Below are 20,116 nucleotides of genomic sequence, written 5' to 3' on the forward strand. Positions count from 1 at the left end.
TTCATTCAGTTTAATTTAAAAATCAAGATTCTTTTTGTTTAGCTTCTGGTATTCAGGGCTTACAGGATAAAAACCTTCTTCCACAGCAATTTTCTGACCTTCTTCACTTAACTCAAATTTAATAAAATCAAGAACTGCTCCTTCAGGTTTACCATTTACATACTGGTTTAAAGGCCTGGCCAGAGGATAGCTGCCATTTTTTACATTTTCAGCCTTGAGAGGACTAACCGCCGGATCGTTTTCTGTCCTGGAAACATTTACAATGTTAACACCTTCAATCTCATGACCGTTGTCATCAACTACATAACCAACACCAACATACCCAATTCCTGCATTATCAGCCTTGATGGCTTCAACAATCTGGGCATTACCATTCATCCTTTTCATATTCTGGGAATAATCACCTTTAAGGACATGATCCCTGAAAAATACAAACGTTCCTGAATTACTCTGCCTACCGTAAAGAGATATTTCCTGATCGGGACCACCAACATCTTTCCAGTTGGTTATTTCACCTTTAAAGATTTTTCCAATCTGTTCAACAGTCAGTTCAGTTACAGGATTTTTTTCATGAGTAATAACAGAAAGACCATCCATAGCGATTACAATTCTTACAGGATCAACACCATTTTCCTCAGCCTGGTTAATTTCTGATTCTTTCATCGTTCTTGAAGCATTGGCAATATCAACTTTTTTGTTTATAAGGGCAGCAATACCTGTCCCGGATCCCCCTCCGGTAACCGAAATTTTTGTATCTGAACCCTCCATGTATACCTCTGCCAGGTGCTGAACCAGGTTTACCTCAGTATCAGATCCTTTTATTTGAATATAAGCCTGCTGTTTGGTTCCTCCTCCACCACAACCAGCCAGTCCAACTATTAAAACTAAGCTCAATAATAATACTGTTAGCTTTTTTAAATTCATTTATTGCCCTCCTTAATATATAATTACTATAATTCTTTTAATCCGTTATTAGTATAACAATTATTAGTTAATTTATTGTTACATCTTTGTTAAAATAATGTTAACAAAAAGTAAACCAGAGCAAATATATTAAGAGGACAATTTTTTATTACTATTATCTATTTTTAAATTTGAAAATTCCTGATAAGTTTATTTAATTCCTCGGTCATTTGAAACAATTTCCTTGATCTGTTGTTTATTTCCTCAATTGAGCCTGTTTGCTCTTCACTGGCAGCAGCAACTTCTTCTGCACTGGCAGAAAATTCTTCCGAAATATCCGCTATCCTTTTAATATGTCTACTAATCTCTTCACTCTGGACCTTTGCTGTCTGGACATTTGTACTGGAATGTTTGATACCTCCTGTAACTTCCTCAATTGATTCTCTAATTCTAATAAAGGCCTGGTTGGCTGACTGGACAACTTCTTCTCCATATTTTATCTGCCGGGTCCCTTCTTTCATCTTCCGGGAGACTTCATCGGTTTCCCGGTGGATATCGGTAATTAATTTCCTTATTTTACTCGAAGAACGGGCTGACTCTTCGGATAATTCCCTGATCTCTTCAGCAACAACACTGAATCCCCTCCCGGTCTCACCAGCCCGGGCTGCTTCTATGGCTGCATTTAATGCCAGCAGGTTGGTCTGTTCAGCAATTCCATTAATAATTTCAAGAATAGAATCTATTTCACTGGATATCTGCTCCAGGTTTTTTATTTTTATAGCTACTTCACTGATTGAATCATTAATATTAACCATTTGTTCTTTTACTTTAGTCATTTCTTCCTGTCCCTGAATGCTGGCAATATCCATTTCAGATGATAAATCTTCCACCAGTTTATTTGTAGTAGCTAGTTCTTCCATTTGCTCTGAGAGATTTTTTATTTTTTCTTCAACTTCTTCAACATTATTGGCCTGCTCATAGGCTCCACTTGATACTTCCTGAATAGAAGAAGCCACCTGTTCAGAAACCTGACTGATCATATTAGATGATTCTTTCATATCTTGGGAAGCACTCTCAACCTGCCTGGCAGTATCATCAATACTTTGTATGATATGTCTCATCTGGCCAACCATCTTTTTAAAGGCCCCGGCCAGAATCCCCAGCTCATCTTTATGATTAATTGTTAATTCAACATTCAGGTTGCCCCGGGATACCTTTTGCATTTCATCTTTTATTTTTAAAACCGGCCTGATTAAATAAAAACTAACCAGTATAAATATGGTGACCATAACCACAACTAGTATAGAAATTCCTACTTTAATTATTTTATTTTTAATCAAATCCTGAACTATATAGGCTTCTTTTTCAGGAATCTGGGCCAGCAATGCTCCAACCTTATCAAGGGTTACATAGGAAACCAGTAATTTTTCATTATCAACTGAATAATTGAAATCTCCCTTCTTTGATTCATAAATATGGTTAATATTAAAATATTTACCCATATTTATCTTTTTATTGTTGTCATCATGTTCGGGATGTGCTATAATGTTGCCATTCTTATCAATCATATAAACATAACCGGTTTCTCCCAGTTTCCATTTAATAATATCTTTTAAATATTCAATGGATATATCAGCACAGATTACCCCAGTATACTGATCACTATAATCAAAAACAGGAACAGCCACCGTAATTGCATATCCTTTTCCAGTTATTTTTTTATGTAAAGAAAGCCAGGTTGCTTTCCTGGAATTTTTTATTTCTTTATATCACTCCAGGTTTTTAAATTCATTTGATGTTTTTTTACGGGGAATAATTGTTACTTTATCCTTGTTACTGATAAAATATATTGATTCAAAATAATCCGATTGTTGTAACTCATCTTCAAAAATTCTACGGGCTACCAGATGGACCTGATCATTGGAACGAAAACTATAGTTCTCAGACATCAGCTTCACCCGCTTTTCCGCCTGTTTAATACTAATATCTACTTCTCTTTTTAGAAGCTTTGCAATCTCTAAATTCCTTTCTTTTGTATCTTCAATAATTCGCTCCGAAACTGAATCATTTATTATATAACCCAGGGCAAATAAAGATATACTAATAATAATCCACATGATAAAAACCGCTTTGGCAGTAATACTATGCCTAAAGTCTAATATCCATCTGATAATATTGTCTGGATATATCTTTCTTAGATATTTTAACATTATATTCACCCCATTTTAAAAAATATAGGCCCGTGATAGGGCCTATTAAACACTAGCAGCTTTTTTTCATTTTTGTCCTGTATCTAATTCTTAATATTATAGCTACTAAATTAATTACCAGGACCAGGGCCAGTAATACCACTGCAGTGCCATAAGCCAGAGGTATCTGTTTGGATGGGAATGTCCCTGCTGTAACCAGAGCATAAATATGATATGGCAAGGCCATAACTTCATCAAATACAGATCCCGGTAATCTCATTGAAAAGAAGGTTGCTGCTGTAAATAAAATGGGTGCTGTCTCCCCCGCAACTCTACCAATTCCAAGGATACAACCTGTCAGTATTCCGGGCATGGCAGCCGGTAAAACTACATTTTTAATTGTTTGCCAGTTAGTAGCTCCCATAGCCAGGGAAGCTTTTCTATACTCATCAGGTACTGCCATCAGGGCTTCTTCAGAGGCCCTGATAATGGTCGGCAATATAACTATACCCAGAGTCAATGCCCCAGATAAAATGGAAACACCGAAGTTGAATAACTTTACAAAAATAGCCAGACCAAATAGTCCAAAAACAACAGAAGGGACCCCGGCCAGGTTATTCACACCAACCCTGATAATTCGAACAACCCTGTTACCTTTTTTAGCATATTCGGTCATATTATATTGCTGCAAAAACCCCAAGGGGAGCTGCAAATATAATTGCACCTGATACTAAATAAAAGGAACCCAGGATAGCCGGTAATATCCCACCCTCAGTCATTCCATTCCTGGGCATCTGGGTAATAAACTCCCAGTTAACAACAGCTAAACCCCTTTTAAATATAAATAAGATAATTAATGCCAAAATACCAAGGGCTATAAACAGAGTTAACCCAAAAAAAGAAAAGGCAATTTTCTGTTTTAAATGACGATACTGTAATTTATTAATTTTCATAATCCACTCACCTTCTCTTTAAAACGTTGGGAAGCAATATCGGCGATAATGTTAAAAAGTAAAGTAATAAAAAACAAAATTATACCTATCCCAAATAGAGCATGGTAGTGTTCACTTCCAACAGGTGCCTCTCCCATCTCTGCTGCTATGTTAGCTGTCATCGGCCTCAGGGGCCTGAGAATACTATCAGGCATAGCTGAAGCCCCACCGGCAACCATCAAGACAGTCATGGTTTCCCCGATGGCTCGACCCATTCCCAGAATAACAGCTGTTACAATACCGGAAGAAGCAGTTGGTAAAATAACTTTGCTTATTGTCTCCCATTTAGTTCCACCAAGGGCCAGTGAAGCATTTCTAAAGCTTTTAGGAACAGAAGATATGGCATCTTCAGCCAGACTGGATATGGTTGGTAAAGCCATAATCCCCAGCATAATTGAAGCAGTTAAGCCATTAAGACCTGTCGGTAAATTAAATAAGTCTCTAATAAAAGGAGCCAGTATTTTCATACCAAAAAGACCATAAACCACTGATGGCACCCCAGCCAGCAACTCAACAATTGGTTTAACATAATTTTTTAATTTATCAGGTAAAATATAAGATATAAATATTGCAGAAGATATACCCAGAGGTACCGAAACCACCATAGCTCCAACAGTAACCAATAGTGAAGCACAAATCAAAGGTAAAATTCCATAATCATCATAATAAGGATACCATTCCCGCCCGAAGATAAATTCCAGTATGCCTGTTTCGTTGAATATAGGCAAACCTTCATTAAAAAGGGTTATTACAATTGCTGTTAAAAACACAATTGAAGATAAAGCAAAAATAAACAGGGTTCCCTTAATTAACTTCTCTTTAGTTTTCCAGTTCAACATAACATCCTCCCCTGTAATACTTTTTATAGGTAACTGTAGAGGGGGGATACTATCCCCCCTTTGTTTTAATGACATATACTGTTGCTTATATTATTATAAACTTATCTGGTGGTATTCTAATTGGTAATGTTAACTCTTACTTAATGTTTTTTATATGACTTCTTGTTGTGTGTTTTTAATTCTGGCTTACTTTTAGTATAAAGGAACATAACCTACTTCTTTAACAATCTTCTGACCTTCAGGGCTTAAGATAAAATCAATAAATTTCTTGGTTAATCCTCTGGGCCACCCATTTGTAAACATATACAAGGGACGAACAATCATGTACTGAGAGTCACTTGGCAGATGACCATTTAATTTTACAGCTTTTACATCATCATTTAAGTAACCCAGACCGATATAACCGATAGCACCAGGAGTATCAGCAACTGTAGCCCTTGCTTCACCGTTAGAAGCCTGTAACAGAGCCCTGCTGGTAACCCTTAAAGCCTCATTATTTAATTCTCCATCATTGGCAATGTCATTAAATACAGCAAAGGTACCAGAACTGGAGTCACGGGAGACAACAACTATTTCCTGATCTTTACCACCCAGCTCTTTCCAGTTAGTAATTTTACCGGTGTAGATCCCCTTTAACTCTTCTACAGTTAAGTCAGATACAGGGTTACCGGGGTGAACAACTACAGCAATAGAGTCTTTGGCTACTCTATGGGGTACAGGATAAATACCATTGGCAATAGCTGCACTTACCTCTTTGTTTTTAATAAAACGGGAAGCGTCTGCTATATCAACAGCTCCATCAATTAAAGCAGCAATACCATTACCGGAACCGCCACCCCTCACAGAAATATGAACATCATGTTTAGACATATAAACTTCCGCAGCTTTCTGAGCAATGGGTAATACGGTAGAAGAGCCCTGAATAAACAAAGTATCAGAGGCTAATACTCCGGCTGACAATAAAGTTACCAATGCAATAACCAGCAAAGCAATCAAATTCTTTGAATTAAACATTTAAGTAATTTCCCCCTTACAGTTTTATTTTATCGTTCGCTTATAATCATAGCACGACAATGTTAAAGGCATATTACGATCTGGTTAACACGGAGTAAATGTTATGTTAAGAGATTATTAAGAATCAAATTATTAAAACCACAAACATGGCAACGAAATCCTTTATACAAAAATTAAGTCAAATAAAAAACCCGTCCATTAGAATGAACGGGTTTAAACACAGATACAAAATATATTAAGATTTTATAAATAAAGCTGTTAAGACCACCATATATAAAAGACGGCAAACCACGGAGTGGACTTAAGAGAAATCAGTTAACTTTATTTAAATAAAACCTGAATAGACTCCCTTTACCTGGCTCACTTTCAACCTTTATCTCACTATCATGATTTTTTATTATGTGTTTAACGATGGATAACCCTATCCCGGTTCCTCCCATGGAACGGGACCTGGCTTTATCCACTCTGTAAAACCGCTCAAATATACGCCCCTGATCTTCCTCAGGTATTCCTATTCCATTATCCTCAACTTCAACAACAACTCTATTATTTTCTTCATATGCCCTTAAAATAACCCGACCACCGGGTTCAGTATACTTTATACCATTATCAACAAGATTAATTAAAACCTGCTCAATCTGTTCAGGAATCAGATAAACGAAAGGTAGTTTTTCCTTAATATCCAGTTTCAGATCAATATCTTTGGATTCAGCCTGTTCCTGTAACATAAGGTAAATCTTTTTAACAATCTTATTAAGGTCACCAGGCTGCAATATGACCTCTCCCCTTTTTGCCTCCAGTTTGGAGAGGTCAAGTAAATCTTTAATTAATAAATACAGTCTATCAGCTTCATCCTTAATTATACTTAAGAATCTTTTAATTGTAGTATCATCCTTTATATCATTGTCAATAATGGTATCAATATATCCTATAATAGACGTTAAAGGAGTCTTCAGTTCATGGGACACATTGGCAACAAATTCCTTTCTAAGCTGTTCCAGCCGCCTGAGTTCGGTAACATCTGTTAAAACTATCAAACCCCCGGCCACCTGGCCCTCCTTATTTTCTATGGGAGCAAAATTGAGGCGAATTATTTTTGACCCTGGTGTCTGGAAATTAAGTTCCTCCTTTAATATTTTCTTTTTTTCTAAAGAAGTTTCTAAAAGCTGATCAACTTTATGATGTCTTATAACCTCAATAATATCTCTCCCGAGAACACCTTTATTCAGTCCGAGTATCTTTCGGGCCGCTGGATTTACCATGGTTATTTTTTTCTCATTATCTGTAACAATTAATCCATCTACAATACTGGTAAAGACCGCTTCAGTCCTGCTTTTTTCCCGGAATATTTCTTCAATTTTCCTTTCAAGCTCATTGGCCATATAGTTGAATGAATGAGCCAGTGTACCCAGTTCATTATTATAACTATTGAGGACTATTCTTTCTTTAAAATTACCATGGGCTAGCTTCTCGGCCATTGACCCCAGCTTATTTAAAGGTCTAACAAGACCGTTACTGAAACCCCAGGCCAGAATAAAAGAAAGAATAACAGTTAAGAAGAAAAACAACAAATAATTCTGGGTATTTTTTTCAATGGTCTCATTAATTGCATTCAGGGATTTACTTAACCTTAAAAATCCTGTTAAGTTTCCGTTGACTTTAATCGGCAGTGAATAATAAAACATCTGCTGTTGTAAGGTCTTGCTTCTCCTGATTCGGTATGAGGAATTCTTACCATTTATTAATTCAATAATTTCAGGGCGGTTTAAATGGTTATCCATTTTTACAGGGTTATAATGGGAATCAGCCAGTACTTTTCCTGACATGTCGATTACAGTAAGCCTGGAATCTATATCACTTCCTATACTTTTAATCCATTTATCAAGTATCCGGGGATTATCATATTCTTCCATGAAAACCTCATTTAATAATAAAAGCTGTCCCTGATGATCAAGGTTAATTTTTAGCTGGTCTAAGTAAAACTCCCTCTCATTATGGTTAAAATAAATAAATAACAACCCCATAATAATAAGCTGGGTTACAATAAATAGTACCAGAAATTGATTTTTAATACTCAGGTCATTCCAGTTTAACAAATTTATACCCCACCCCTCTCACGGTAACAATATAATTATCCCCGATCTTTCTTCTTAACCTCCTTATATGAACATCAACAGTTCTGGTATCCCCTGCATATTCATAGCCCCAGACTTTTTCAAGTAGAATATCACGGGTTAATACCTTACCCGAATTTACCAGTAGATGACGCAATAAATCAAATTCTTTAGGGGTTAAGTTTAAAACCTCCCCTCCCTTACGGGCTTCATGACTGGATACATCTAATTCAAAATCAGCTTTTTTTATTAACTCATTATCACTCTTTTCTTCATTCTTTTGCACTCTGCGGAGCACGGCCTTAATCCTGGCAACCAGTTCCCGGGGGCTAAAGGGTTTGGTTATATAATCATCTGCTCCCATTTCTAACCCAATAATTTTGTCCACTTCTTCCCCTTTAGCAGTTAACATGATTATGGGAATATCTTTAAATCGGTTATTGGACCTGACCTGCCGGCAGAAGCTCAGTCCATCAATCCGGGGCAACATTAAGTCAAGGATAATCAAATCTATGGAATCATTCAACCTGTCCCAACCTTCTTCTCCATCAGCGGCCAGTTCTACCCTGTAACCTGCCGTCTCTAAATTAAATTTAATAAGCTCCCTGATATTCTCTTCATCATCTATAACCAGTATTTTCTCCATAACACTCCTCCTCTTTATCTTAAGTATAACAAAAAAAAGCCCCCTGTCAAAGGAGGCTTAACATTTATAAAGCTTCTGTCATACTGTGGGCAATATCGGCTGCCTGGTCACTGATATGCTCTAATCTATCAAGAATTTCAAGGTATACTATACCAGCCCCGGGCTCACAGATACCACTACCAAGTCTTTTTAAGTGACAATTCCTGTTTTCCAGCTGGTATTGATCCATTTTATCTTCAGCATCCAGAATCTGGGTTGATAACTCAAGATTTTCAGTCTCAACCATCTCATATGAAGACTCAATCAGGTCAAAAATTAAATCAAAATTTTCATTAAGGCTCTTCCAGGCTTCATCTGAATACTTGAGATTATTCTCCCAGCTGTAACTACCCAGTTCTACCATTTCTACAGCATCATCAGCTATACTTTCTATATCATCAATTATGGCATAATACATATTTAAAACCCTCAAATCCCCTCCAGATAGAGAATTACGGGGAACACTACTTATAAACTTGATCAGGTCTTCTTCTATTTCATTTATAATATCTTCTTTATGGTGAACCGCTTTTACTATCTTACTATCATGGCCCTCCTTAAATATTTTTATAGATTCCCTGACCATTTCCTGGGTAATACCATACATCCTTATAACTTCTTTCTTCAACTGATTTAAGGCGAGACTGGGTGTCTTTAGCATCCTTTCATCAAGATAATTTAAGCCCCGTTTTACTGCAACCTCATCACCTGGTAAAACAGATTTTACTATTTTAACCATAAAACCAACAAACGGTAACCATAACAGGGTATTAAGGACATTAAACAGGGTATGTGTATTGGCAAGTAACCTTTCTGAAGTAGGGGTATGTCCAAACAGGTTAGATAATTTAATCAAAAATTGATGTATACTATCAGTAAAATCAGGGATCACATATATTAATACAATTACAATACCAGCTCCCAGTACATTAAAAATAAAATGGGCAGCTGCTGCCCTCTTGGCAGAACGGTTAGCCCCGATACTTGATAAAATTGCAGTAATGGTAGTCCCAATATTACTACCAAGCAAAATCGGGATACCGGCCTGATAAGTAATAGCACCCACTGAAACAAGACCCAGGAGAATACCAAAGGTAGCACTACTGCTCTGAATTACCATGGTAACCAACATTCCTGCCAGAACCCCGAGCAGGGGATAACTACTGAAGTTTTCCATTAAATTTAAGAAATACACTGAATCTCGCAGGGGTTTCATGGTGTCACTCATAGTATTTAACCCCAGGAACAAAATCCCGAACCCGAGTAAAACCTGTCCCAAATATTGTATCTTTTGATTACGGGAAAATAGATAAGCAAAAGCACCAATAGTTATAGTGTGGAAAGCATAATCGCCAAGTTTAAAGGCTACTATCTGGGCAGTCACTGTCGTACCAATGTTAGCCCCCATAATAACCCCGATTGATTGAGAAAGGGTCATCAATCCAGCATTAACAAACCCTACTACCATAACCGTAGTGGCACTACTACTCTGGATAATAGCTGTAACCAGGGTACCCACCAGAACCCCGACCAGGGGTCTTGTTGTTAATATAGCCAGAAAATGACGGAGCTTTTTACCCGCCACCTTTTGAAGCCCCTCACTCATTTGTTTCATACCGTAAATAAATAAGCCTAGCCCACCCAACAAAGGAAAAACCAGTTGTAACGACAAGGTCCAATTCCCCTCCCCAATAATTTAATATTATATTATAGATAAAGCTAGTTTTATAATAGTACTTTTTTCTTAAAACACCACTACTATTATTCGACATAATCTTTATTTTTCCTTTGTATTTAGCTGCTTTTTTAATTATTAAAATTATCCAAAAAACTTCTTCTTAATCTAAATCAGTTTTTTATAAACTTCCATGGTTTTATAGGCAACACTATTGTGATTATATTTAGTCTTAACATATTGAGATAATTCAGGGTCAGGTTCAGTATAATATGCAGTAACTACCTTGTCAGCAATATCTTTAATATCAAGGGGGGAACAATAACTTACCTTATTTTTGAAATACTCTCTCGTTGTACCCCGGTCTGTAGTAACTATATTACAACCCGCCAGGGCAGCCTCCAGATTTACAAGACCGGGGGTTTCATACCAGCTCGGCAGGACATGGATCTTACTCTTTAAATAAAACTGAAACAACTCCTCCCTCGACTTTGCCCCATATATTGTTACATTATACCCTTCAGACTCACGTAAACACTCTCTAAAATAGGCAGGATCATTTATATCACCTATTAACACCAGGGGAAGATTAAATTCCTTTAAAGCCTTTATGAGCTGTAACTGGTTTTTCCGTGGGTGGATTCGCCCCACACATAATATATATTCCCTCTGGGAATTTTCTATATTTTCTTTCCAGGGAACTACACCATTATATATTATCTCACAGGGTTTTTCTATCCTGAAATCATACTTTATCCTGTCCCATTCTGTGTGGGCATTCGGGGCTACCATATCCACTTTTGTCAAAACTTCCATTCTCCGTTTCTGGGTTAATTTCCACCAGTACAATAAATCGGGCTTACTGTGTTTTAAATATTCTTCCATATTCCAGTATATTGGAGTCAGTAAAACAGGTTTATTCACATTAATATTGCTCAAAAATCTTTCACACACCTCAACCCGTAACAGATTAAAAAGATGAATGAGATCATAATTATGCAAATCATCCAGTGATACTTTATTAATATTCAAATCAACCCTTAATCCTAACTTTTCAAGGGCTTTCTTTAAAATCAAAACCTGTACAGTATCCCCTGCTTTAACGGTAAACAGATCAGGTCTAACTACAAAAAGCACCCTCACCCTCTAACTTTACCTCCTGAAAGTAATTTCCAGAAATTTTTATCTTCAAGTCCCAGTCTCCAGAAGGCAACACCGTTTATTTGAAAATCTTCAGCCAGTTTTATTTTTTTAGCCAGGCTGGTTTTATTTTCAAACCAGACCTCATGCCATTTTCCATCCTGTTTATATCTAAAATATGGACTATTAAATTCCTGATCCCATTCAACTTGACTATCATATTCCTTAATAAGGTAAAAAATCTGGTGATGTGATAAACCCCGGGCCGGTTTATCTTGATTTAGCTCCCAGTCATAACCATAAAAGGGGAGACCCAGAAATATCTTCGTAGCCGGAATTTCAATAATAGCATAGTCAAGGACATCCCGGACCCAGGGTAGTGGTGAAACAGGGCCTGGAGGACCCCCACTCCAGTGATAATCATAGGCCATAATTATTACTCCATCGACAAACAGACCCAGTTTACCATAATCATAGGCCCCGGACCAGCTATAATCTTTAGTATTTTCAGTACGGGCCGGTATAGATATAGTTAAGTGATACCCTTTTTCCTTCAATACAGAACTTAATTCTTTTATGAAGAGGGTCAGGTTTTTCTTATAGGAAACTTTAACCCCCTCGAGGTCAACATTAATTTTCCTTAAACCATGTTTCCCCATAAAAATCAAAAGATTATCAATAGCCTTTTTTCTATAGTCATTATTATTTATAAGTTGGTTACTGACTTTTGAATCTAAATTAAAATTTTGGACCATGGGAACGATAGACTCCCTCGTTTTATATTTAGATAATATTTCGAGGTCATCTTTAAAATCTTTTACATGAAGGCTTCCATCACCTTTTAATTCTAGCCATGTTGGGATAACCTGGTACAATTGTCTATAGCTTAGATAAAAAGACTCCCGGGAAGATCTGTTACCGGAGAGATAGTAACCCAGTATTTTCAGCATAAAACTACCTCCCTAAAACTCTATATTTAATGAGTCTAGAACATTTGTTATCCTGTTACAGACCGTAGCTTTTTCTGAACCAGCAAATAATAGACCGACTGCATTATTATTTCTATCAACTACCAGGGACCCACTATCACCCGGTTTTGACATAGGTTCTGTAATAAACTGATCTTCAAAGGTAGCCTGTTCTGTTTCAGTCATCTTGACCTGAACAGTAGCCGAGACTACCTTCACTTCCCCCTGTGTTAGACCACTGGTCCGGCCACTTTTCAGTACTCTCATACCAACGGATGGTTCTTTTACCCCTTTAACTTCTCCTATTTCCAGGATTTTTCCACTAACAGCCTTTTCATTAGCAGGCCTGGCTACGGCACAATCAACAATGTTAGCCCCGGAACTTTTCGTGAACCTGATATTATAACTGGGTTTAAATAAATGTAAAATAAAATTTAATATTTTTTCCCCGGCTGCAGCCACAGGGCATACATTACCACTACCTGAACTCCATTTTAAAGGAATAAACCTCTCCAGATAACCAATTACATCGTCAGGTTTGTTTCCATTATCATAACTCCCTGGTTGCAATATCGGGTCACCTTTTCTGGCCCGGTCATCTACTCCATTAGTTATGTTAGCTAAAACATGGTTATTTGAAAGTATCAATAAATCCCCGGTTTCTTTATCTTTAACAAGAGCCCCGAAGGTCCCGGCCGATATTTTATAATGTCCAATGCTGACTCCAGGCTGGGCAGGCCTTAATCGAGAAGTCCTCATATCCTGTAATTTTAATTCCCCAATCTCAATTACGTCTGTCCGGTAATTATCCACAGAAAAAGGGACAATATCTTTACTCTTAAGCCTGTGCTGGGGAACTTTTTTGTCAACCAGAACTACAATAGCTTTTTCACCCGTTTTTCTGCCGTTTTTTTCTTTTAAACCATAACCAACCCCAACTACATGGTTTAAGTTAAAAAGGTCATTTTTATATTTAGAAATTATTTTAGAAATATTAGACATGATTCTCCCTCCCTGTCATGATGTTTTATAATATTCAGGAGGGGTTCTATTAGTGAACAAAATAAAAAAAACCAGTAACCAACCGGTTACTGGCCTCTAAATCTCTATTCTATTTTAAATTTTAATTATACAATCCCGATTTTGGTATTATCACCTTTTACTTTAACTACCACATTATCTGTTAAAAGGTCGGCATAGGTGTAAGAAAGGCGGCGTACCTGGTGATTATCATCTATCTTAACTACAAAAATATTGGGATGGGTCTTTTCGAGAACACCTTCTTTTTCCAAAACTTTCCTCCGGCCACGATTCGCCTTAACCTTAACTTCTTTTCCCACAAAGGAATTAACATTCTGTCTGATCTGATCAAGAATATTTTTATCCATTTATTACCACCTTTCGGAAAAAGATAATCATTTCACTATCCATATTATAACACATAGAGAAAATTTTAGTCAAATGAAAGTATAGTATACCAAACCTTTAGCAAACTGTCAAGATTTTATTTTAAAAAAAATTACGGGTATTTTTTCCTGAGCTTGCCGCGGGTTTCTACACCACCAATAGCTCCTTCACCACTGATGCTATTGGCAGTAACTTCTGATACTGGAACAACTGTGTTAAATGGGGTTGAAGCTATTTTTTCCACCAGTAAAACCGGTTCCATGAAATGGATCATCTTATTTTGGGGTGAACTGGCAAAATTAGCCCCGCTTTCAATTAATTTATCGTAATCAGACTGACAGGCACCGGCATAAATTATTAATTGGTCGAGATCCGGTTCGATTTTACGGGCTATTTTTACAGCTTTAATAAAGTACCGGGAAGTATGATAAATTTTATCACCAAATTCGCCATCATGTCCGGTTAATACAAGAATATCAGGCCGATATTTAGTTACATAACGGGAAATTTTTTCCGGTTGGCCTTCTTCCGGGATAAAAAATCCCCGGGCCTTTAAACCCAAATTTTTATAATTCTGGAGGGATATATTCAGGTACTCTTTATCCCCATCAAGATGCAGGACCCTGACAGGGTATTCTGTATAAACGGCATCACTATTACTGTTTCTAAAAACTCTGGTATTAAGAATCAAATGCTTTCTACATTTCTGGAGAATTTCCAGGGCTTCTTCGTGAAGGTTTTTTTTGATCCTGGTTATCTTACCTGTATCAACTTTTATTAAATCATCTAGAGGGGCATCGGCCATCAATCTAAATTTGAAACTCCTCAAAATCACCTTATCCCTCTTAATATCTTCAATACGAAAAACAAGATCCCTGTTATGGGAACGACGGGTAACAAAATCTCCTTTATTTAAGGACATTATTTTAAACCCTGCCTCTCAATAAGTATATACTATATAATTAGAATATGAGGCAGGATATGCTGTTGTGCCATTTTCGTTTATTTGGTGTATTTATCTGCTATTGTAGAAGCAGCATAGGAATCAGGTTTGATCATGGCCTCATAACCACTCCCGACTACCATACCAACAACCTCTTTTATAATTGTATTTGTAGGGCCCTTTTCACCAACATCAACATGAATTTCTATTTTTAATTCTTCATCAAACCCCTTTTCTTTAGCCAGAAGGGCAGTTAGCTTACTGGCCACATCCAGACTTTTGGAAACCTCATAAAAAATTCTTTGCTTCATGCTCAGGTGAAATTTTTCCCGTTCTTTATGATAAAAAAAACGGCCTCCTCTACCTACCCTGTAAATCACGATGGCTGTGACAAATACAATCTCTTCAAGCCTTGGCTGGGAATCAGTTCCTATAATAAGTCTATACTGGTTGTCTGGCTCAGATTCTATAAAATCCAGAATAGTTTGATAGGTCTGATTAATATCAAGGGTCCCGTCGGTAGGGCTAGTAAATTTCATGATTCTCACCATCTTCTTCAGAAATTTTGTACCATAAGGTATTGCTTAAAATAGCCATCTGTTTGATAGTTAGTTTTTCTCCCCTGATCCGGGGATCTAACCCAAGCTCTCTTATTGCCTCCGTGACTATACCCTTATCCAACTTAATTTCAGAGGATTTGGTTAAGGAATTTTTTAAGGTTTTCCTCCTCTGCTGAAATATTGCCCTCACCATTTTGAAGAAAAAACCCTCATTTTTAACCCTGTATACAGGTTCTGAATGAGGTTTAATTTTTATTATGCTGGAATAAACCCGGGGCCTCGGTATAAATACAGTCGGTGGAACCTTATGAAAGATTTCCACCTCGCCATAATACTGAACCGCTACACTTAAAGCCCCATAATCTTTACTCCCGGGAGCTGCCGCCATCCGGTCTGCAACTTCTTTTTGCACCATCAATACCATTAAGGAAAATGTTATGTTAGATTCTAGCAACCCCATAATAACCGGGGTCGTGATGTAATATGGTAAATTGGCCAGTACTTTAACGCTCCTGTCAGAAATACCTCTACTGTCAAAGAAATGTTTCCAGTCAACCTCAAGAACATCCTGACCAATTACTTCCAGGTGGTTGTAACCATTAAAAAGCTCTCTTAAAACCTTAACCAGCCTCTTGTCTTTTTCAAAGGCAAAAACCCGACCAGACCGGGGGACTATTTTCTGGGTTAAGGACCCTATCCCCGGTCCAATTTCAATTACTATATCCTCATTATTGAGGTCAGCTGTATTTATTATTTTATCAACAATGTTCTGGTCTATTAAAAAATTTTGTCCCAGCCCTTTATGTAGTTTTAAGTTGTATTTCCTTATTATTTCATTTGTACCACCGGGTGTTGCTATAACTTTATCCATTATTATTTCTCCTATTATTTGTATTTATTTTATTTTAACACAATTTAGAAGAACTCGCAAAATTATAAAAAAGGGATTATTACATAAACATAGAGCCTCCATTGCTAGTTTTTCTGGTAGCAAAAGTGTCACATTAATTTTTACCATGAAATTCACTTTAAGCTCAGTTAGTAAAACCTATCTATTTCAAGTATATTAAATTACCCCGGGTAATATAATATTATTAGGCATAATGTTAAAAATATATTAAATTTACAACGGGGGATACTATAATGAGCAAAAACAAAGAAAAAAATAATAATACAGAAAAATTGAAAAAAATAAACAAGGAAATAAACGAAACTGAAATTAATTTTAATCAGGTGGTAAGTGATGAAGTCGAATCAGAAAAAATTAAGCGGGATACAGCCAGGCAGATGGGAATGGTTAGTGATCAGGTTATGCTCAACTCACCGGCTGGAGAATATGGGGCTACAGGAAAATCACAGTTAAAAAATATAATTAAAGCCTCCAACAAAGTTACAGAAAAAAACAAAGACAAGGATAATAAAGAGTAGAGAATAATTTCTCTACTCTTTTCTTGCTCTATCAAATTTTAATTTTATCTAAATTATATTAAAAAAACTTTAATCTTATATATCCAGTTCCTTCATTACTTTTTGAGGAGCTTCAACGGCTCCCTGTAATCCCTGAGCTGTTGCAGATAGGGCTTTAAAAATTCCATTTACTTTATTGACTTGCTGATTAAATAATTCAAAATAGGAATTGAAGGAATTTCCATTCTGTAATAAGAGAAGTATCAGGATTACAAAAAATATAAATCCAGCTTTGTCATCTCTGTTCTGAGAAAGCTGTTCTTCCGCCACTTAATACACCCCCTTATTTTCAGGTTTTCTTTTAATATCATACGTTTTTCATTCCCCTTCGTTACTATAATTTTAATATCAATAAATATTATATTGTATTGAACAAAAATCCGTTTCTACTCATATATTATGATAGCATTAACATTTTTGACACGGGGGTGAAACTAAAAATGCCTATGGTGGTTTTCAATGGAGAAAAAGACGACGATTTTAATGAATATAATCCCTTTATTCTATTCTTAATCTTAATATTACTTATCTTAACTCAAAATGTTTTATCAGATAAAGATGATGACCATAAAAAAGACTACAAAGATAAACGAAAAATGTTTAAAACATTACCTGCTGAGCCTGTTAAAGCGGAAGCCAAAGCGGTTTCAGGTGGCAATTAAACCAGGGGAGGGTTATAATGAGTGAAAATCAGCTTTTAACAGTTTTGGCCACTATCCTCCAGAAAAAAGGAAATGAAATGAATAACAATGAATTATTCGGTATTTTAAGCCTTATGCTATTACATGAAGTAATTGATATTTATAAAGTCCATCAACAGTCATCACTGCCAGCAATACCAGATAAAGAAATTACCGGTAACAATTCTTCAATAAGTAATATAACCAGCTTATTAAGTAAAGCAAACACCGGCACAGGAAATTCTTCAGGGATCCAGGAACTACTTCCTTTATTGATAAGCACCCTTGGTAGTAGCAAAAGTGGTAGCAATAATTCCGGGTCTGACATTGATGTAGGAACCCTTCTAACCCTTATTAATTCCCTTAATACTGGCAAAAAAGAAAATGAACCAGAATCTGATAATGAAATAGAAACAGAAAAAACAGGAGAAAATAATGTTAACAGGGAATTTCCTAAAAAAAAAAGAGCCTAGACTGGAGTAGGCTCAAACTTTAAGCAGAAGGGGATCCCTTCTGCTTTTCCTTAATATGGTAGCTATATTTTCAGTTAACCTTAACCATACTTATTAATAGTATTTATTTTTTTCCTCTATATATTCAGGGTTGTTACTAACTAAATTTTCTTGCCAGCTGCACAACGTCTTCAGCTAAATTATTGCAAAATATTAACAATGCGAATAATAAAAACTATATGAAAGGAAATTCAATACATATGAAGAGTAAATATAAACTAATGATGGTTGCCTTCAGTGGAGTACCATTTATCATGGTCCTCGGAAATTCCATGTTAATACCTGAATTTCCCCAGATCAAGGCTGCTTTAGACATCGACCAATTTCACGTTGGTCTTCTTATTACGGTTTTTTCTATATCAGCTGGTATTACAATCCCTTTTCTCGGTTATCTGTGTGACCAGATCGGTAGAATAAAAGTAATTGTACCCTCACTCCTGTTATATGGGCTTGGGGGAATTATTTCCGGGGTAGCTGCCCTGATTATGGATAATCCCTATAATATTATTCTTATAGGAAGGGTCGTCCAGGGTGTCGGGGCAGCCGGAACAGCCCCCATTGTTATGGCTCTGGTAGGTGATATTTTCCAGTCCGAGCAGAGAAGTGAGGCCCTGGGGATAATCGAGGCCGCTAATGGAATAGGCAAGGTAGTCAGTCCCATACTGGGATCAGCCATCGGTTTAATCAGCTGGATTGCCCTCTTTTTCTTTTATGTCTTTTTAGCTATCCCTATTGCTGCAGGGGTCTGGTTCTGGGGTAAGGAAGTTAAAGAAAAAGGGCAGCAAAGTTTAAAGAAATATCTTAGAAATGTGGGAGAAATATTCAAAGAAAAAGGCCTGTCACTTATAATGACAATTCTCTCTGGAATGCTTGTCCTCTTTATCCTGTTTGGACTTCTCTCCTATTTTTCGGATTTTCTGGAAGCAAAACATAATATTAAGGGTTTTGTTAAGGGTTTAGTAATTGCCATACCCATTCTGTTTATGTCAACAACCTCTTATATAAACGGGTATATCCTTAAAAAAGTAAAAAAATACTTTAAAGCCTCCATTATTACTGGTTTAATTATAATTCCCCTTGCCCTTATAATCCTCAGTTTTATAAAATCTTTAACCACCTATCTGGTTTTGTTCTCTCTGCTCGGCATCGGGACCGGGCTTGTTTTACCGGCTATTAATACGCTGGTTACCAGTTCCACAAAAGCTGACCAGAGGGGGGTTATCACCTCTATTTACGGCAGTGCCCGTTTTGTCGGGGTTGCTATTGGGCCACCGGCTTTTTCCTTTCTCGAAGAATTAAGTCTGAAAACCATGTACTATGGGGGAAGCCTTATCGCTGGAATAATTATGGTTTTAGCTCTGATTTTTATTTCAGAGAAAGGTATGACTCCTAACCAGGGTTAAGGTTTGGTTTCCTTGTTTTTAGACCTTAAATTTTCCTTGATTCTCCTCATGAAATAAAGATAACTATCATACTTTTTTTCCGGGAGAAAAACATATAAAACTATAATTATAAGCACTACAGAGAGACTGTATAATAAATCCATTTATAAAATCAGCCCTTAATTATCTCTATTATTTTAAATAAAACAGCCCCGATTCCTGCAGCCATAAGGGGCCCGACCGGTATTCCACCAAAAAAAACTATTCCTACTAAAGAACCCATGATTATACCCAAAATAAACTGAGGGGATTCCTGAAGTAAATCAAGTCCCATTCCATTAAACTTAGTAGCCAGAACCCCGGCTATTATGGCAACTGTTCCCTGCCAGCTTAGCAAATTATCCTTAATTACTTCCCCGTCTACAGGTGATAAAACCAGGGATGACAGGATAGCCATCAATAAAAAAATTAACCCGATTTCAATACCCTTATTCCCCAGGAATTCGAATACAAAATCTATTTCAAACTCATATATGGTCAATAATAAAAGTCCGGCTATTACCAGAACACGGGAGCGGGCTAAGAAACCAAGGATAGTTATTATAAGTAGAAAATATTTAATATTCACCAATTCCCCCCCATTCTA

General features: G+C 36.6%; 21 protein-coding genes and 1 pseudogene. 4 read left to right on the top strand and 18 right to left on the bottom strand.

Features of this window, described 5'->3' with window-relative positions; translation table 11 throughout:
• Positions 1–15 precede the first annotated feature (15 nt).
• The 16 genes and pseudogenes from HORE_RS11175 to rsmA form a co-directional block, all read right to left on the bottom strand.
• Positions 16–924, bottom strand: a complete 909-nt coding sequence (locus HORE_RS11175; RefSeq protein ID WP_015923872.1) for a PstS family phosphate ABC transporter substrate-binding protein — start codon at positions 922–924, stop codon at positions 16–18.
• 164 nt (positions 925–1,088) lie between these two features.
• Positions 1,089–2,663, bottom strand: coding sequence for a methyl-accepting chemotaxis protein (locus tag HORE_RS11180; RefSeq protein ID WP_345788622.1), 1,575 nt, complete (start codon positions 2,661–2,663; stop codon positions 1,089–1,091).
• A 9-nt stretch (positions 2,664–2,672) separates the two neighbouring features.
• Positions 2,673–3,113 (bottom strand): hypothetical protein, encoded by a 441-nt coding sequence (locus HORE_RS11185; protein WP_015923874.1) that lies wholly within the window; start codon positions 3,111–3,113, stop codon positions 2,673–2,675.
• Between the two features lie 52 nt (positions 3,114–3,165).
• Positions 3,166–4,045 (bottom strand): annotated as a pseudogene (gene pstA, locus HORE_RS11190) (phosphate ABC transporter permease PstA).
• On the bottom strand, positions 4,042–4,920 hold the full coding sequence (pstC, locus tag HORE_RS11195) for a phosphate ABC transporter permease subunit PstC (RefSeq protein ID WP_143710117.1): 879 nt from the start codon (positions 4,918–4,920) through the stop codon (positions 4,042–4,044). Before pstC ends, pstA begins: the two are co-directional and overlap by 4 nt.
• A 195-nt stretch (positions 4,921–5,115) precedes the next feature.
• Positions 5,116–5,937: a phosphate ABC transporter substrate-binding protein gene (locus HORE_RS11200; protein ID WP_015923877.1), complete on the bottom strand. Its 822-nt coding sequence runs from the start codon at positions 5,935–5,937 to the stop codon at positions 5,116–5,118.
• A gap of 311 nt (positions 5,938–6,248) precedes the next feature.
• Entirely contained in the window at positions 6,249–8,033 is a 1,785-nt protein-coding gene (pnpS, locus tag HORE_RS11205; protein WP_015923878.1) for a two-component system histidine kinase PnpS, read from the bottom strand.
• Positions 8,017–8,697 carry a response regulator transcription factor gene (locus HORE_RS11210; protein WP_015923879.1) on the bottom strand — a complete coding sequence of 227 codons (681 nt, stop codon included), beginning with the start codon at positions 8,695–8,697 and terminating at the stop codon, positions 8,017–8,019. Before HORE_RS11210 ends, pnpS begins: the two co-directional genes overlap by 17 nt.
• A 64-nt stretch (positions 8,698–8,761) precedes the next feature.
• The gene (locus HORE_RS11215) at positions 8,762–10,408 is read right to left on the bottom strand and encodes a Na/Pi cotransporter family protein (RefSeq protein ID WP_015923880.1); all 1,647 of its coding nucleotides are present in this window, start codon (positions 10,406–10,408) and stop codon (positions 8,762–8,764) included.
• A 171-nt stretch (positions 10,409–10,579) separates the two neighbouring features.
• On the bottom strand, positions 10,580–11,554 hold the full coding sequence (locus HORE_RS11220) for a glycosyltransferase family 4 protein (protein WP_015923881.1): 975 nt from the start codon (positions 11,552–11,554) through the stop codon (positions 10,580–10,582).
• Positions 11,551–12,501 carry a glycosyl hydrolase family 18 protein gene (locus HORE_RS11225; protein WP_015923882.1) on the bottom strand — a complete coding sequence of 317 codons (951 nt, stop codon included), beginning with the start codon at positions 12,499–12,501 and terminating at the stop codon, positions 11,551–11,553. The genes HORE_RS11220 and HORE_RS11225 overlap by 4 nt, the downstream gene beginning before the upstream one ends.
• Positions 12,502–12,513: 12 nt before the next feature.
• Positions 12,514–13,521, bottom strand: a complete 1,008-nt coding sequence (locus HORE_RS11230; protein WP_015923883.1) for a chymotrypsin family serine protease — start codon at positions 13,519–13,521, stop codon at positions 12,514–12,516.
• Between the two features lie 125 nt (positions 13,522–13,646).
• Positions 13,647–13,907, bottom strand: coding sequence for a Veg family protein (locus HORE_RS11235; RefSeq protein WP_015923884.1), 261 nt, complete (start codon positions 13,905–13,907; stop codon positions 13,647–13,649).
• Positions 13,908–14,038: 131 nt separating this feature from the next.
• On the bottom strand, positions 14,039–14,848 hold the full coding sequence (locus tag HORE_RS11240; RefSeq protein ID WP_015923885.1) for a sporulation peptidase YabG: 810 nt from the start codon (positions 14,846–14,848) through the stop codon (positions 14,039–14,041).
• Positions 14,849–14,928: 80 nt separating this feature from the next.
• Complete coding sequence (locus tag HORE_RS11245) at positions 14,929–15,408, bottom strand: ribonuclease H-like YkuK family protein (protein WP_015923886.1); 480 nt, start codon at positions 15,406–15,408, stop codon at positions 14,929–14,931.
• A complete protein-coding gene (gene rsmA, locus HORE_RS11250; protein ID WP_015923887.1) occupies positions 15,395–16,300 on the bottom strand; it encodes a 16S rRNA (adenine(1518)-N(6)/adenine(1519)-N(6))-dimethyltransferase RsmA in 906 nt (301 codons plus the stop codon). Before rsmA ends, HORE_RS11245 begins: the two co-directional genes overlap by 14 nt.
• Positions 16,301–16,572: 272 nt before the next feature.
• Here rsmA and HORE_RS11255 point away from each other — a divergent pair, with 272 nt between their 5' ends.
• Positions 16,573–16,857, top strand: coding sequence for a hypothetical protein (locus tag HORE_RS11255; protein WP_015923888.1), 285 nt, complete (start codon positions 16,573–16,575; stop codon positions 16,855–16,857).
• Between the two features lie 75 nt (positions 16,858–16,932).
• Here HORE_RS11255 and HORE_RS11260 read toward each other — a convergent pair whose 3' ends face one another.
• On the bottom strand, positions 16,933–17,166 hold the full coding sequence (locus HORE_RS11260) for a hypothetical protein (RefSeq protein ID WP_015923889.1): 234 nt from the start codon (positions 17,164–17,166) through the stop codon (positions 16,933–16,935).
• A 170-nt stretch (positions 17,167–17,336) separates the two neighbouring features.
• Between HORE_RS11260 and HORE_RS11265 the strand changes: the two genes are divergently transcribed.
• The 3 genes from HORE_RS11265 to HORE_RS11275 all read left to right on the top strand — a co-directional run bounded on the left by HORE_RS11265 (position 17,337) and on the right by HORE_RS11275 (position 19,491).
• Entirely contained in the window at positions 17,337–17,558 is a 222-nt protein-coding gene (locus HORE_RS11265; RefSeq protein ID WP_041606127.1) for a hypothetical protein, read from the top strand.
• A gap of 17 nt (positions 17,559–17,575) precedes the next feature.
• Positions 17,576–18,049 carry a hypothetical protein gene (locus tag HORE_RS11270; RefSeq protein WP_015923890.1) on the top strand — a complete coding sequence of 158 codons (474 nt, stop codon included), beginning with the start codon at positions 17,576–17,578 and terminating at the stop codon, positions 18,047–18,049.
• Between the two features lie 239 nt (positions 18,050–18,288).
• Complete coding sequence (locus HORE_RS11275; RefSeq protein WP_015923891.1) at positions 18,289–19,491, top strand: MFS transporter; 1,203 nt, start codon at positions 18,289–18,291, stop codon at positions 19,489–19,491.
• Positions 19,492–19,642: 151 nt separating this feature from the next.
• On the opposite strand, the gene HORE_RS11280 is transcribed toward HORE_RS11275, so the two are convergent.
• On the bottom strand, positions 19,643–20,098 hold the full coding sequence (locus tag HORE_RS11280; RefSeq protein WP_015923892.1) for a DUF441 domain-containing protein: 456 nt from the start codon (positions 20,096–20,098) through the stop codon (positions 19,643–19,645).
• Positions 20,099–20,116: the final 18 nt, after the last annotated feature.

It is taken from the genome of Halothermothrix orenii H 168, from assembly GCF_000020485.1.
Classification (GTDB): domain Bacteria; phylum Bacillota; class Halanaerobiia; order Halanaerobiales; family Halothermotrichaceae; genus Halothermothrix; species Halothermothrix orenii.

Coding starts and splice junctions, on each gene's coding strand:
- HORE_RS11275 (WP_015923891.1), top strand. CDS start 18,289: ATGAAGAGTAAATATAAACTAATGATGGTTGCCTTCAGTGGAGTACCA.
- HORE_RS11235 (WP_015923884.1), bottom strand. CDS start 13,907: ATGGATAAAAATATTCTTGATCAGATCAGACAGAATGTTAATTCCTTT.
- HORE_RS11270 (WP_015923890.1), top strand. CDS start 17,576: ATGAGTGAAAATCAGCTTTTAACAGTTTTGGCCACTATCCTCCAGAAA.
- HORE_RS11200 (WP_015923877.1), bottom strand. CDS start 5,937: ATGTTTAATTCAAAGAATTTGATTGCTTTGCTGGTTATTGCATTGGTA.
- HORE_RS11210 (WP_015923879.1), bottom strand. CDS start 8,697: ATGGAGAAAATACTGGTTATAGATGATGAAGAGAATATCAGGGAGCTT.
- HORE_RS11240 (WP_015923885.1), bottom strand. CDS start 14,848: ATGTCCTTAAATAAAGGAGATTTTGTTACCCGTCGTTCCCATAACAGG.
- HORE_RS11265 (WP_041606127.1), top strand. CDS start 17,337: ATGCCTATGGTGGTTTTCAATGGAGAAAAAGACGACGATTTTAATGAA.
- HORE_RS11185 (WP_015923874.1), bottom strand. CDS start 3,113: ATGTTAAAATATCTAAGAAAGATATATCCAGACAATATTATCAGATGG.
- HORE_RS11255 (WP_015923888.1), top strand. CDS start 16,573: ATGAGCAAAAACAAAGAAAAAAATAATAATACAGAAAAATTGAAAAAA.
- HORE_RS11225 (WP_015923882.1), bottom strand. CDS start 12,501: ATGCTGAAAATACTGGGTTACTATCTCTCCGGTAACAGATCTTCCCGG.
- HORE_RS11175 (WP_015923872.1), bottom strand. CDS start 924: ATGAATTTAAAAAAGCTAACAGTATTATTATTGAGCTTAGTTTTAATA.
- HORE_RS11245 (WP_015923886.1), bottom strand. CDS start 15,408: ATGAAATTTACTAGCCCTACCGACGGGACCCTTGATATTAATCAGACC.
- rsmA (WP_015923887.1), bottom strand. CDS start 16,300: ATGGATAAAGTTATAGCAACACCCGGTGGTACAAATGAAATAATAAGG.
- HORE_RS11230 (WP_015923883.1), bottom strand. CDS start 13,521: ATGTCTAATATTTCTAAAATAATTTCTAAATATAAAAATGACCTTTTT.